Annotated in this window: 14 protein-coding genes and 1 pseudogene; 7 read left to right on the forward strand and 8 right to left on the reverse strand. The window is 64.5% G+C overall.

The features are described 5' to 3' along the window. Positions 1–187 precede the first annotated feature (187 nt). The 3 genes from ACMGFL_RS00620 to ACMGFL_RS00630 all read left to right on the forward strand — a co-directional run bounded on the left by ACMGFL_RS00620 (position 188) and on the right by ACMGFL_RS00630 (position 2,496). Positions 188–1,030 carry a hypothetical protein gene (locus tag ACMGFL_RS00620; RefSeq protein ID WP_436933591.1) on the forward strand — a complete coding sequence of 281 codons (843 nt, stop codon included), beginning with the start codon at positions 188–190 and terminating at the stop codon, positions 1,028–1,030. A gap of 79 nt (positions 1,031–1,109) precedes the next feature. Further along, the gene (locus tag ACMGFL_RS00625; RefSeq protein WP_436933592.1) at positions 1,110–1,784 is read left to right on the forward strand and encodes a hypothetical protein; all 675 of its coding nucleotides are present in this window, start codon (positions 1,110–1,112) and stop codon (positions 1,782–1,784) included. Positions 1,785–1,836: 52 nt separating this feature from the next. Beyond that, complete coding sequence (locus ACMGFL_RS00630) at positions 1,837–2,496, forward strand: ArsR/SmtB family transcription factor (RefSeq protein ID WP_436933593.1); 660 nt, start codon at positions 1,837–1,839, stop codon at positions 2,494–2,496. Between the two features lie 45 nt (positions 2,497–2,541). Here ACMGFL_RS00630 and ACMGFL_RS00635 read toward each other — a convergent pair whose 3' ends face one another. Further along, positions 2,542–2,988, reverse strand: a complete 447-nt coding sequence (locus ACMGFL_RS00635; RefSeq protein ID WP_436933594.1) for a DUF8526 domain-containing protein — start codon at positions 2,986–2,988, stop codon at positions 2,542–2,544. Between the two features lie 128 nt (positions 2,989–3,116). Between ACMGFL_RS00635 and ACMGFL_RS00640 the strand changes: the two genes are divergently transcribed. After that, entirely contained in the window at positions 3,117–3,464 is a 348-nt protein-coding gene (locus ACMGFL_RS00640) for a DNA-binding protein (RefSeq protein WP_436933595.1), read from the forward strand. Further along, complete coding sequence (locus ACMGFL_RS00645) at positions 3,464–4,054, forward strand: DUF7411 family protein (RefSeq protein WP_436933596.1); 591 nt, start codon at positions 3,464–3,466, stop codon at positions 4,052–4,054. Before ACMGFL_RS00640 ends, ACMGFL_RS00645 begins: the two co-directional genes overlap by 1 nt. A gap of 15 nt (positions 4,055–4,069) precedes the next feature. Here ACMGFL_RS00645 and ACMGFL_RS00650 read toward each other — a convergent pair whose 3' ends face one another. After that, on the reverse strand, positions 4,070–4,780 hold the full coding sequence (locus ACMGFL_RS00650; RefSeq protein WP_436933597.1) for a universal stress protein: 711 nt from the start codon (positions 4,778–4,780) through the stop codon (positions 4,070–4,072). Then, positions 4,780–6,204: an APC family permease gene (locus ACMGFL_RS00655; protein ID WP_436933598.1), complete on the reverse strand. Its 1,425-nt coding sequence runs from the start codon at positions 6,202–6,204 to the stop codon at positions 4,780–4,782. The genes ACMGFL_RS00650 and ACMGFL_RS00655 overlap by 1 nt, the downstream gene beginning before the upstream one ends. Before the next feature lie 122 nt (positions 6,205–6,326). Here ACMGFL_RS00655 and hisS point away from each other — a divergent pair, with 122 nt between their 5' ends. Further along, complete coding sequence (gene hisS, locus ACMGFL_RS00660) at positions 6,327–7,631, forward strand: histidine--tRNA ligase (RefSeq protein WP_436933599.1); 1,305 nt, start codon at positions 6,327–6,329, stop codon at positions 7,629–7,631. A 6-nt stretch (positions 7,632–7,637) separates the two neighbouring features. Here the strand turns inward: hisS and ACMGFL_RS00665 are convergent, their stop codons facing one another. Together ACMGFL_RS00665 and ACMGFL_RS00670 are read right to left on the reverse strand one after the other, a co-directional pair. Continuing rightward, on the reverse strand, positions 7,638–8,042 hold the full coding sequence (locus tag ACMGFL_RS00665; RefSeq protein WP_436936401.1) for a pyridoxamine 5'-phosphate oxidase family protein: 405 nt from the start codon (positions 8,040–8,042) through the stop codon (positions 7,638–7,640). 164 nt (positions 8,043–8,206) lie between these two features. Further along, positions 8,207–8,776, reverse strand: a pseudogene (locus tag ACMGFL_RS00670) (DUF7504 family protein); the annotation flags it as partial. A 162-nt stretch (positions 8,777–8,938) separates the two neighbouring features. On the opposite strand from ACMGFL_RS00670, the gene ACMGFL_RS00675 reads away from it, so the two are divergent. Beyond that, positions 8,939–10,225 (forward strand): MFS transporter, encoded by a 1,287-nt coding sequence (locus ACMGFL_RS00675; RefSeq protein ID WP_436933600.1) that lies wholly within the window; start codon positions 8,939–8,941, stop codon positions 10,223–10,225. Positions 10,226–10,231: 6 nt separating this feature from the next. On the opposite strand, the gene nadC is transcribed toward ACMGFL_RS00675, so the two are convergent. From nadC to nadA, 3 genes are read right to left on the reverse strand one after another with little or no spacing between them, the layout of a single operon-like run. Next, complete coding sequence (gene nadC, locus ACMGFL_RS00680; protein WP_436933601.1) at positions 10,232–11,041, reverse strand: carboxylating nicotinate-nucleotide diphosphorylase; 810 nt, start codon at positions 11,039–11,041, stop codon at positions 10,232–10,234. 2 nt (positions 11,042–11,043) lie between these two features. Beyond that, positions 11,044–12,546, reverse strand: a complete 1,503-nt coding sequence (locus ACMGFL_RS00685) for an L-aspartate oxidase (protein ID WP_436933602.1) — start codon at positions 12,544–12,546, stop codon at positions 11,044–11,046. A 21-nt stretch (positions 12,547–12,567) separates the two neighbouring features. After that, positions 12,568–13,686: a quinolinate synthase NadA gene (gene nadA, locus ACMGFL_RS00690; protein WP_436933603.1), complete on the reverse strand. Its 1,119-nt coding sequence runs from the start codon at positions 13,684–13,686 to the stop codon at positions 12,568–12,570. Between the last annotated feature and the right edge of the window lie 29 nt (positions 13,687–13,715).

Genomic DNA, 13,715 nt, shown 5'->3' on the forward strand with positions numbered 1-13,715 from the left:
GACCGCGTTGCTGACCAGCACTGTCAGCGATGGCACAATCCGACGGTGCCATCGACAGATCGATCGACAAAGCTGCTCTTTCTGCAGGGCTGATAAACGCTCTTGGACCATCCAAGCGCGTTTCACCGGAACGTAAACGGAACGAACGGAGAGCGGATTTATGTCGGGGACGGGACTACTCAGTGGTATGCGGGTCTCCCATGTACTGTTGGTGCTTGTACTGGTGGTGGGCGGGACGGCGCTCGCGTCGCCGGTGCTCGGCAGCGTTCCACTGGCTCAGGACACGGACAACGGTGACGAGGGGTTCGGAACCGAGCTCACGGCGTTTAGCCAGTCGACAGCCGCAAGCGTTAACGCTTCTGTCGAGACCGGGCTCTGGGAGGTCGCAGTCGAGCGGTCAGGTGCGGTCACCGATGCTGTCGAGAAGCGCGTCACACAGCTGGAGGAGCGCCTCGGCGAACTCGAACGGCGAATTGCGGAGCTCAATCGGACGCGGACGAACGGGACTGGACCCAGCTATCAGGCCCGCGCAAGTGCCGTCAGAGGGCAGATAGTCGCACTCGAAGCGACGATCAATCGAACGGCCGAGACGGCCCGGAACGCTGGCGTCAACGACTCCCGGCTTGCGAACCTGCGGCAACACGCGTCCGGCCTCCGCGGGCCGGAGGTTGCCGAACGTGCCCGGAACATCACTGACGCGCCACGTGGTCCACCTGATCACGCTGGGCCAAATGGGACAGACCGGGGTGCGGGACCCCCAGCCGAGAACGATTCCCGGCAAGGCCCACCTGAGAACAGAACCGACCCAGGCCCGCCGGGAAATAACACGGACGCCGGACCGCCAGGGAACAGTACGGGTCCGCCGGACGATGGATCTGATCGAGGTCCGCCTGAAGACAGTACAGGGCAGCCCGATGACGGATCCGATCAGGGTCCGCCTGAAGACAGTACAGGGCAGCCCGATGATGGGTCTAATCGGGGTTCGCCCGAGCGTGGGTCGGGGTCTGGACAGCCAAACCGCTCGTTGTGAGGATTCGCGCCGCGGTGCATGATAGTTGCGAGATAGTAATACACTAGATATATATGGTTGCTGAAACACAGTGGAGATGATGTCTGACGAACCTGACACACAAGGTGACCACGGCGGTGGACAGAGCGGTCAGAAACAGGACACTCCGCGCAGCGGGCAGGGCGGACAACAGACCGGGCAGCCATCGAGCGCACCGCAGGATGGGCAGCCACCGACGCAGCAAGACGGACAGCCTCGCGGGGGACAAACACCGGGACGACCGGCGAACGGGCAGAGTGGATCGGGTGGCGTCGATATCTCCCCTGTACTTCAGGAGTGGGCGAAGTTCGTCACGCTCCTGTTTGCCATCGGCGGCGCGGGCGCTGGCCTCGTGTTGCTGTTGTTCGACGCGATCGATGAGCCGCTCCTCGAAGCGAGCGGAACCGGTCTCGGTGGGGGCTTCGGGGCTCTCATGTATAGTATGATCATCTTGGTGGTCGGTGGTCTCGTCCCAGTGGTACTCGCGGTCTTTCTTGGAGCGTACCTGCACGAACAGCTACGGACAACCGACGAAGACCCGCTCAAAGTCGCCGCGGCCGCGGTCGGTGCAGGTGTCCTCGTCGCGTTCGTTCTCGTTTCGTTCATCGGAACCCTCACCATCGATGGCGCGAGCATCGCCTTTGGAGGGGTTATCATCAACGGGATTATCTCCGCGCTCGTCGCCGCTGGCGCTGCCGCCGGTGGCGTCTGGACGATGCAAAACCAGGCTCCGTAGCAGCACTCCCGTGAAGGAAAGCTTTTTAATGTGGAGAGCTTACGAAACGTAAATGGACTCCGCCGAATTTCTGGATCTGCTTGGCAACGCCAACAGACGGCGGATCCTGCGGTTGCTGGCCCAGCGGTCCTGTTACGTGACCGAGATCAGCGACTTTCTCGGCGTGAGTCCGAAGGCGGTCATCGACCACCTGCAGAAGCTCGAAGACGCCGGGCTCGTCGAGAGTCGCACCGACGACCGCCAGCGCAAGTACTTCTCTATCGCACGGAATATCCAGCTGGAGGTGACAGTATCGCCCTACGAGTTCGGCACGAAAAGCGCCTATCCGGCGAGTTCGCGGCTGGATATCACGTCCTGCCGTCGGCTGAACGTTCAGGTCGATCGAACGAGTCGAAGCGGGGAACACGAAGGGACACTCGGTGAACTGGCGGGTGACCTGCACGAACTCGAACAGCTCGACAGAGAGCTGTCGCTGGTGAAGCGATGGGTGCAGGGACAGATGGCGGAGTTACGCGAGCGTCTCGCCGAGGAGGCGGGCGAGGACTCGCGGCTGGTAGTGGACGTGCTGCTGGCCGTCGCTGACGGCGGCGCGACGGTCGAACAGATCCGCGACAGGGTGAACGCCCCGGCGGGCGTCGTCGAGGAGGTGTTGAACGACCTCGCAGCGGACGGGGTCGTCGTTCGTGACGGGCGCAGGTGGCGACTCGACTGACGGGGCGACACCGCGTTGCACAACCCCACGATACCGCCGTTGCGGCTAGATTTCGCGCGTAAGTCCGTCACGCAGGTCACGCCCGAAGTAGTGGCCGACGACGCCAGCGACCGCGCCGCCGACGACGCCGACGGCCACGAGCGGGATACCCGCGCCGAGCAGGGTGAGCACGAGATTGCCCAGCAGTGCGAACCCGCCGCCGACGAGCGCGCCAGCGAGCGCCAGTTCGAGATAGTGCCGGGCGTTGGCGACGAGCCCATACAGAAATCCCGCGACTGCGACCCCGAGCAACTCGCCGCCAAAGCCAAGGAGCGGCACCGACCCGACAAGAAGGGTTCCGAGCACCGAAAGCACAACCGCGACGAGGACGGCAGTCGGAGAGATGAGCGATTCGAGGCGGCCCTGACTCTCCTCGCTGTCCTCGGCGGGGCGAGCGCGCTCGTCGACCCCAATCTCGAACTCTCGCTGGATCTGCGAGTCGCGCTCGCTCATGTGGCTCTGTTGGAGGTGAACGACTATCTGTCTTTGGCTGTCCGGGAGGTGCTCACCGAATCGCCTGTCGAGTTCCGCCGGGAGAGTGCTCCGAAATGGTTTTGCCCGAGACTGGACAACGTATGGATATGAGTGGAGAGCCAAACGACGAGGAACTCGAACAGCTTCGAGAGGAGAAGATGGAACAGCTCAAAGAGCAGGCAGAACAGGGCGAAGGCGACGCCGCCGAAGCCCAGCGCCAGCAGGCCGAGGCCCAGCGCAAGGCAATCTTGCGACAGAACCTCTCGGATGGCGCGCGAAAGCGACTCAACACGGTCAAGATGTCGAAGCCACAGGTCGGCGAACGCGTCGAACAGCAGGTCGTCGCGCTCGCTCAGAGCGGCCGCCTGCAGGGACAGATCGAGGAAGAGGACATGAAAAAGCTCCTGCAGGAGTTGACGCCGGACTCGAAGAGCTTCGACATCAAGCGCCGGTGATGGAGACTGGGCTGCTCTACAGCGGCGGAAAGGATTCCTCGCTCGCGGCTGCCTGGCTCGACGACCACTGCGAGGTGACGCTCCTTTGCTGTACGTTCGGGGTTACAGACGACCACGAGCACGCGATGGCGACGGCGACCGAACTCGGCTATCCCGTTCGACGGGTCGACCTCGACGCTGACGTGGCTCGGTCTGCCGTCGAGCAGATTGTCGGCGACGGCTATCCTCGCAACGGTATCCAGCAGGTACACGAGCACGCTCTCGAACGCTGTGCCGCCCTCGACTTCGCGGCGGTTGCCGACGGTACTCGCCGGGACGACCGCGTGCCGACGGTCGACCGACCGCTGGCACAGAGCCTCGAAGACCGGTACGACGTCGCCCATCTCGCCCCGCTCGCGGGCGTCGGCCGGAGGGCTATCGACGCCTTCGTCGCCGACCTCTTTACCGTCGAAACTGGCCCGTCAGCGACCGTCGACAAGGGCGACTACGAGACGGAACTGCGCGCGCTGATTCGGGACGAACACGGCTGTGAGGCGGTCAAGAACTGTTTTCCCGAACACACACAGTCTCGCGTAACTGGCTGGCGATAACACTGCACGTCGCCGTCACTGGGTCTCTGCCTCGGACTCCGATACTTCCTCTGCGGACTCCCGACGGACGACCAGCACGGGTCCGACCGTCGCAGCGGCGACGCGCTCGCTTTCCTCGCCGAACAAAAGCGACGCCAGTGAGGGGGCGGCTTCGCCCATCACGACCGCGTCGTGACCAGGAATCGCCTCGACGAGTGCGTCGAAGGGGTCGCCTGCGGCCATCCGTGTCTCCGTCTCGATATCAGCCTCGCGCAACGTCGCCGCTGATTCGTCAAGTCGTGACTCGGGGACGGAACCCGCAGCCAGCAGCGTCACTCCGATCGGTCGGCCGCCAACGAGCGACTCGACGAAGGCCAGTATCCGCGAGACGGCGACAGAACCCGACAGTGGAACGAGCAGCCTATCGACCGCGCCGGTCGCGCCCGTGACGGCGTAGGCGTCGACCCCGATTTCGGCTGCGACGCGGTCGATCGTCTGGCGGCGGTCGCCGGTGAACACGAGTCGGTGATAGGCGTCACCGCCCGCGGCCCGGAACTCCTCGGCGATGTCTTCGAGCGCGCTCGTCGCTCGCTCCTCGAACTGGGCGCGCGCCTGGTCTGGCGGTGTCTGCTCGGGGAGCACGTGATAGCCGAGGACGGTGACGTTGACGGTTCCCAGCAGATCGATGAGTCCACTCGACACTGTCTCGCCGTCGAGCACCGCGACCGGAACGAGCACGTGCGTCATTAGAGGGCCCCCTTGAGTCTAACGTCCCGAGCGTAATAGTAGTACCAGCAGGCCGTCGCGACCATGATCCCGAGCCCAATAAGCTGTGAGGCGAGATCCATAAACAGGATGAGCGCGAAACTCGCCAGCGCGCCCAAAATTGGGACGACGGGGTAGCCCGGCACCCGGAAGTCGGGGTTGTACCACTCCGGTTCGTCTCGCCTGAGTGCGAGGAGCGCGACACACATCAGCCCGTACATGATCAGGTGCAGGAAGGAGGCGACTTCTGCGAGAATTTCGACCTGTCCGGTCGCGGTCAGCACGAGTATCGGCCCACCGGCAAGCCCGAGTGCGACGTGTGGCGTGCCGTACGTGAGGTTGATCCGACTCGTCCAGCCCGGGAGGATGGCGTCCTTTCCGACCGCGTAGATCGCACGGGAGGTGCTGAGAATCGACGCGTTGGCGCTGGACATGGTCGCGAGCAGGCCGCCGAAGACGATGGCGAAGGCACCCGCCGGGCCGAGCAGGTCCCGACCGACAGCGACCATCGCCGTCTCGCCCTCGCGCGCCAGCCGATTCGCGCCGAAGGAACTCGTCGCGACGAAGATAGTCGCCACGTAGAGCACCGTCACGATGAGCACCGACCCGACCATCGCGAGCGGGAGATTTCGCCCCGGCTGTTTCATCTCGCCAGCGACCGTCGCGACCTGCGCGAAGCCGAGATAGGAGGTGAAAACGAGCGCGGCGACCGAGAGAACCGGGACGTACCCGAACGGCGCGAACTGCTCCGGAGCGGTCGGCTCGCCGACCAGCCCAACGGAATCGAGCACGCCAAAGCCCAGAAAGACGACGAGAATCGAGAGCAACAGCGCGACGACACCGTTCTGGAGTCTGGCGGCGTTTTCCGTTCCCGTGAGATTGAGTACGGTGAACCCACCGCCAGCGACGAGCGCGACCGGGATGACGACTTGTTCGCTCACTTCGATACCGAGTTCGGCGAGCGCATCGACCGCGTAGTAGCCAAAGCCGACCAGATAGAACGCCGTCGCAAAGACGAGACCGAACCACAGCGAGAGGCCGACGACTGCGCCCGGAAGTGTCCCCAACCCACGGGAGATGAAGTAGTAGCCGCCGCCGCTTTTCGGCATCGCCGTCGCGAGTTCTGAAGTCGGCAGTGCAACGAGCAACGCGATGACGCCGCCGATGGCAAACGAGACCGCTGCCGCGGGGCCAGCGTCGCCCGCGGCCAGTCCGGGAAAGACGAAAATGCCCGCGCCGATCATCGTCCCGATGCCGATGGCGAGTCCACCCGTCAATCCGAGCGTCCGTTCGAGTTCGGAATCGTCGGTGATGGTCGCGTCGTCTGTTTCGACGGTCGGTTCGACGTCGGGTCGCTCTCCCTCGATGTTGGTCCCGACGTCCCGATCTGTGTCGGACGCTGCCATACGGCACACTTTGACTGCCCGTCTGTAATAAGTACTGGACGGGCAAGTGCCATCACTACCGACGAGTCACACGTCTGCCCCGGAGGGAAGGGTTCAAGCGCCCCCTCCCCGAATCCGGGGACATGTACGACCGCATCAAGGGATTTCGCGACTTCTACCCGGCGGAGATGAGCGCCCGGCGGGAGGTCATGGACACTGTCGAGGGGGCCGCCGAGCGGTACGGCTTCCGGGAAATAGCGACGCCCGCGCTCGAACCCGCCGAGATGTACGCCGACAAGAGCGGCGAGGAGATTCTGGAGGAGTTGTATGCCTTCGAGGACAAGGGCGGCCGCGACGTCGCACTCACGCCGGAGTTGACGCCGACGGCGGCGCGGATGGTCGTCGCCAGACAGCAGGAACTGTCCAAGCCGATCAAGTGGGTCTCGACACGGCCGTTCTGGCGGTACGAGCAGGTCCAGCAGGGCCGCTTCCGTGAGTTCTATCAGACCAACGTGGATATCTTCGGCTCCAGCGACCCGACGGCAGACGCCGAAATCCTCGCCGTCGCCGCGGACGCGCTGACGGAACTGGGGTTGACCGATGCTGACTTCGACTTCAGGGTCTCTCATCGGGATATCCTCGGCGGGTTGCTCGATTCCTTCGAAGGAACGATAGACACGCGCGATGCGATCCGCGCAGTCGACAAGCGCGAGAAGGTCGATCCCGACGAGTACGCCACCCTGCTCCGCGAGGCGGGACTGACCGACGCGCAGGTCTCCGAGTTCGACGACCTGCTCGAAACCGCCGAGGACGACCTCGACGAACTGGTCGCCTTCGCCGGGACTGACCGGGTCGAAGCCGCCGTCGAGAATTTGCAGGCCGTCCTCGACACGACGGCGGATTTCGGCGTCCGGGAGTACTGTACGCTCTCGCTGACGACCGCTCGCGGGCTGGATTACTACACCGGCGTCGTCTTCGAGTGTTTCGACTCGACCGGGGAGGTCTCGCGTGCGGTCTTCGGCGGCGGGCGATACGACGACCTGATCGAGGGCTTCGGTGGGCAACCGACGCCAGCAGTCGGGTTCGCGCCCGGGTACGCCACGCTCTCCCTGCTCTGTCAACGGGCGGGCGTCTGGCCCGACGAGTCGCTGACGACCGATTACTACGTCCTGCAGGTCGGGGACACACGTGATGTCGCCGCGGACATCGCCCGCGAACTCCGCGAGCGCGGGCACGTCGTGGAATCGGACGTCTCCGGGCGGAGTTTCGGCGCGCAACTGGACTACGCCGACTCGATCAACGCCGAGACAGTCGTCATCGTTGGCGAACAGGACCTGGAAAACGACGAAATCACGCTCAAGGACATGGACAGTGGCGAGCAGGTGTCCGTCCCAGTCGATTCGTTCCCCGGCGACCACGAGCAGCCGACCTACGACACCTTCGCCTGAATTGGATTATCTCCTGCTCTGTCGACCGCTCAGCGCCGTCGGCGTCAGCGCGAACCAGTCGAACGAGACTTCAGAGAGATCCCGCGTGAATACGTCGACGGATGCGAGTTCGCTACTGGTGAACGCATCGAGGACGTTCCGTTCACGAACGTCGTCGTCGGATAGCCGGGACAGCGTCCCCTCGACCACGACGCTTTGCCAGCGGTCGGGGCGCTCGTATCGCACGACGACCATCGACATGTCTGCCGACTCCTCGAACCGGGCCTGCTTTTCGCTCCCCTCGAACGTGGACATGTGGCTGTACAGGACGCACTCTTCCGGGTCGTAGCCGTACGACATCGGAATCGCATACGGGGGCGAACCGCCAAACGCGAGGACTCCGTACCCCTGGTCTGCGAGAAAGTCGTCGATCTCGTCGTCGCGCTCCTGCTACCTTCAGCCGCCGCGGCGCTGTCGCCTGTCTCGTCGGTCTGTGTGTCCGTCGTGGAGTCAGTCTGATCTGCTGTCTCACGGTTGCCATCTGACGACGATTCCGCCACTGACGCGAGCGTCGACTCGTCTGTATCGACCACGTGATCGAACAGGGACGCGATCAACCGGAGCGTCCGTTCGTCGGTCGCAGCGGGTCGGAAGTGCGCGTGAACGTCGGCCCCGCTCCCCTGCAGCGTCGCCAGGACCGTATTCAGGAACCGATAGACAAGATCCGGGTCGTGGTAGGGAAGCAGCGACTCGATGTCTCGCAGACAGATCTTGATCGATCCTTCCGTCTCCTCCCAGTCGTCGACGAGACGCGAGAACGCCACGGAGATGCCAGTCAGGTCCTGTGGACTCACCCGGAACCCGTACAGCGGCGTCCCCGCCCCGACTTCGGTCGTCGTAGATTCGTCTTCTGTCTGTGGCGTCGTGATGATGACGGCCGCCTCCGACGGGTCGCGAATGTGTTCCAGTTGTGTGTTCAGCGCGTCGCTCAGTGACTCGAACGACTCCGTCGCGGTCAACTGCACGACCCGATACGCCCCGTCGTTCGCCTCGTCGAACACCTCCGTACAGAACGTCTCCATCGGGTCGATCTCGTCAGATTCGAGATACAGTACCGAACCCTCGTCGTCTGGCGGGGATTTCTCCGTTTCCATCACCTGGCCCATGAACGGGCAGCGAAATAGCAGTTTTCGTTGTTCTCAGAGAGCAGGACTCTCGCTCCCAGCACAAGCGGTATTTGGACCCGCTCGTGGGAAATCGAGCGAGACAAGCGGTGAAACCACCGGGTTTCGGATCACTTACCCATTACGAGAGAGTCGCACCCGACGATGACGGTGTCTCGTGCTGTCTTCAAGTACTATCTGTTCAAAGCCACGGAGGCAGTCGAGTTCTATCGGCCGATCATGTACCTCTACATCCTCTCGCACGGCCTCTCGTTCACTCACGTCGTCGTCCTCGAAGCGCTGTACAACGTGACGACAGTGCTCGGTGAGATTCCGACCGGCTACGTCGGTGACCGGATCGGCCGTCGGAACAGCCTTCTCGTCGGCACGGGACTCATCACGGCCACGCTGGTCGCACTCGCGTTCGCGCAGTCCTTTCCTGTCTTTGCCGTCCTCTTTATCTCGTGGTCGCTCGGCTACAACTTCCGTTCCGGAACGGAGGACGCCTGGGTCTACGAGACGCTCACGGACGTCTCTGCGACCGAGGAGTTCGCTCGCGTCCGGGGTCGTGGCCAGTCGGTCACGTTAGCAGTCGGTATCGTCGCCTCGCTCGTCGGCGGCTATCTCGGCGGTCTCGACCTCGCCTATCCGTTTCTCGCGGCCGCGTTGTTCACGGGGCTCGGACTGCTCGTCCTCGTCACGCTCGACGAACCGGAGACCTACGAGGAAAGCGGATCGAGCGAGATGGGACTCCGCGACGCCTGGACTGTCGTCACAACCGCACTCGGCCAGCGCCGCCTTCGTTCGTTCATTCTGTACTACTACGTGCTGTTTTCGGCGGTCACGTATCTCGTCTTTATCTTCCTTCAGCCGGTGTTCGAGTCCGTCGTGACCGGACTGGACCCCGATCTCGCAATCGCGGTGCCGGTTCCGATCCGGGCTGGTGACGTCTCCCTCCGAGTCGCCCCAGACAACGTCGAGGCGCTTCTGGGCGTGTACTACGCGGCGATCAATCTCGCCTCCGCGGGGGTCAGCTATCGGATCGACGCGATCCGTGATCGGGTCGGCCTTCGCGGGTGGTTCGTCGGGACGCCGCTTCTCGTCGGTTCGTTGCTCGTCGCGATGTATTTCGTCCACTGGGTCGCGCTCGCCGCGCTGTTTGTCGGCTGGGCCGCCGTCGAACCGACCCGGGTGCTCGCGGGCCAGTACGTGAACGACCGCATCGAGACCCTCGGTCGAGCGACTGTCCTGAGTGCGCTCGCGATGGTGAGCGCGCTGACCGTCACTCCCTTCCAGATCGGAAGTGGCGTCCTCTCGGACGCCGTGTCGCCGCTCGTAGCGCTCTCGGTTGCGGGCGGCGTCCTCGTGGTCGGGTCGGTCGCAATCCTGCTGTGGGAGTCACCTATCGAGAGCGGTGCGGGACCGCCGCCCTCGTCGAGCGACTCGTCGTGAGACCAGTCACCCCGTCCGAAATGAGAAATCGAGTGACTGCGCGGAGTGTGTCAGCGACCCCATCGAGATGACGTCGACGCCAGCCGCAGCGTAGTCGGGCACGTCCGCGAGCGTGATGCCGCCGCTCGCTTCCGAAAGTGTGCACTCTGGGAGCGAGTCGACGCCGCGCTCGACCTCTGCGGGCGAGCAGTTGTCGAACATGACGATGTCGGCCCCTGCCTCGGCCGCGCGCTTGCCGTCCTCGGGTCGCTCGACTTCGACCTCGATTTTCGTCGCGAAGGAGACGCGTTCCCGGAAGTGATCGATCGCGCCGTCCATGCCCATCTCGGCGATGTGGTTGTCCTTGACCATCACCATATGCGAGAGGTCGAGTCGGTGAGTGTCGCCGCCGCCCGCCGCGATAGCCCGCTTCTCGACGCCGCGGAGACCGGGGGTGGTCTTTCGGGTGCCAGCGATTCGCACCGAGTCAGAGACCTCGCGTGCGGCGTCGACGGCCTCGCGGGTTCGGGTGGCGACTCCCGAGGCGTGCCCGGCGATATTGACCGCGACGCGTTCTCCCCGTAGCACGTCCCGGGCGGACCCGGACACCGACAGAACCACGTCGCCAGCATCGATCTGGTCGCCGTCGTCGACGGAGCGGGAGACGCCCACGTCGAGATACGAGAAGACTGCACTCGCCGCGTCGAGCCCAGCGGCGGTTCCGGACTCACGTGCGACGAGTCGCCCCTCCGTCTCTCCGGGCACCTGATTGGTCACGTCGTGATGGCCAAGGTCCTCGTGTAGCCAGCGTTCGACCTGTCGGTCGGTGACCGGCATCGTCAGTCAGACCCCGCAGTCGGCGTCTCCGCGTCGACCAGGTAGTGACAGCCGATCGACTGGTCGTTTTCGGCCGCGGCACGCGTGACGAGCAAGGCGACGATGGCTGCGGACCGAAGTTCGTACAGCGAGCGCGACGTCCGCGTGCGGGTGTAGGCGTCGACCTCGCCTTTGAGTCGGCGGAGCACGCTCTGTGCGCGCTGCAGCCCCTCCGTGGTGCGCTCGATGCCGACCTGCTCGTCCATCACCCGGCGCAGTCGCTGGAACTTCTCCGCGGCGAACGTGTCGGGAAGCGGTGGGTCCCGCTGGAGCAACTCGGGTGGTTCGATTTCGGTGACTGCGTTGCCGACGGCGTCTTCGCCCGCTCGCTGGCCCCAGACAAGCCCTTCGAGCAGGGAGGTGCTGGCGAGGCGGTTCGCACCGTGGACGCCGGTGCGGGAACACTCCCCGACGGCGTATAGCCGCGACAGGGAGGTTCGGCCGCGGTCGTCGACGCTGACGCCGCCACAGAGAAAGTGCTGTGCGGGCGCAATTGGAATGCCCGTCTCCCAGTCCACGCCGTGCTGGTCGCACTTGTCGGCGAGGTCGGGAAACTCTGCGGCGAAGTCGAGATTCGAGACGTCAAGTGTGACATTTCCCGTCCGGTCGCGCTCCGCTCGGACTGCGCGCGCGACGACATCCCGCGGCGCGAGTTCGGCGTCCTCGTGGTACTTGGGCATGAATCGCTCGCCGTCGGCGTTGCGCAGCAGGCCGCCCTCGCCGCGGACGGCCTCGCTGATAAGGAAGGTGCCCGCGTCGGTGTGACAGGCGGTGGGATGAAACTGGATGAACTCCATGTCCTTGACGTCTGCGCCAGCGAGTGCGGCCATCGCGATGCCGTCGCCGGTCGCGTCGTCGGGGTTGGTCGAGCGGGGGTAGAGCGCGCCGATCCCGCCGGTCGCGAGTACGGTCGATCCGGCGAAGGTCGGCCCCCACTCCCCGTCGTGTTCGAGGATCGCTCCGTACACGTCGCCCTCGTGGCGAAGGAGTTCGAGCGCGGCGGTGTCTTCCAGTATCCGTACGTCGGTCTCGTCGGCGACGTAGTTCAGGAAGGGGACGTGAACGTGCTTGCCAGTTTCGGCGTTCACGTGGAGGATCCGGGCCTCGTCGTGGGCCGCCTCCCGCCCGTAGGCGTACTCGGAGCCGTTCGTGTCGAACTCGATGCCGACAGTCTCGACGAGCACGTCCCGGACGACGTCGTTTGCGTTCTCGACGAGCACGTCCACTGCGTCGGGGTCTGCGGTGTCTGCGGAGGCTTCGAGGACGTCCGATTTGAACTGCTCGGGGTCGTCGCGGGTGACGGCGATGCCGCCCTGTGCCCACCACGTGGAGGCATCCTCCGGGCGTTCGGCTTTCGTCGCCACAGTCACGTCAGCGCCAGCGCGGTCTGCGGCAAGCGCTGCTGACAGCCCAGCGATGCCAGCACCGACGACCAGTACGTCCGTCTGCTGCGGTCTCTGTGTCATTCTCTGTTTGCTCCAGCGGGTTCAGATCTCTAGCATCCGGTCGAGGGCGACCTGTGCGAGTTCTTTCTCCTCGGGCGCGACCTCGATGACGTTTCGCTCCCGGCCCTCGGTGAGTTCTTCGAGCACCCACGTCAGGTAGTTGGGGTCGATCTGTCGCATCGCGTTGCAGTCCATACAGGCGTCCCCACACAGCGGGAGGACGTTCACCTCGGGGTGCCACCGCGAGAGGTGGTTGGTGAGATGGATTTCGGTGCCGATGGCCCACGTCTCGCCGGGGTCTGCGTTCTCGATGGTCTCGCAGATGGTCGAGGTGCTGCCGGTCACGTCGGCGGCCTCGACGACTTCGCGGCGACACTCGGGGTGGACGACGACGTTCGCGTCCGGGTGTTTCTCGCGGATCTGTTCGATGTGTTCGACCCGGAAGCGCTCGTGGACCTGACAGTACCCCTCCCAGAGGATGATGTCGTGGTCGGCGGCGGTCTCGGCGTCGCTCTCTGGGTCCCACGGGTCCCACTCGGCGGTTTCCTCGGCCATGCCAAGACGGTGTGCGGTGTTCTCGCCGAGATGTTTGTCGGGCAAGAAGAGCACCTTGTCGCCGTGCTCGAAGGCGTACTCGAAGGCCTTGTGGGCGTTCGAGGAGGTACAGACCAGCCCGCCCTGCTCGGCACAGAAAGCCTTCAGGTCCGCGTACGAGTTCATGTAGGTGATCGGGATGATCCGCTCGTCGGTTTCGGCGGTGAGTTCGGCCCACGCGGCGTCGACCTGGAGCGCCTCGGCCATGCCCGCCATCGGGCAGGACGCCTCCATGCTCGGGAGGATGACCGTCTGGTCGTCGTCGGTGATGATGTCGGCGGACTCGGCCATGAACGTCACGCCGCCGAAGATGACGTAGTCGGCGTCGGCGTTTGCGGCCTCCTTCGAGAGCTGGTAGGAGTCACCGATGAAGTCGGCGTGTTCGACGATTTCGCGGCGCTGGTAGTTGTGACCGAGCACGACGACGTCGTCGCCCAGTTCCGCGAGCGCCGCCTCGATTCGCTCGGTGCGCTCGTCTTCGTCGAGGTCACGGTACGCCGGCGGAAGCTGTTCGAGATTGTCGTACTTGAATAGGCTGAGATCGGTCTCGAACGCGGCTGTTTCCATCTTTGGCACAAACGATCACCTGGTGGTGT

The sequence above is a fragment of the Halovenus marina genome, from assembly GCF_051414115.1.
Lineage (GTDB): Archaea > Halobacteriota > Halobacteria > Halobacteriales > Haloarculaceae > Halovenus > Halovenus marina.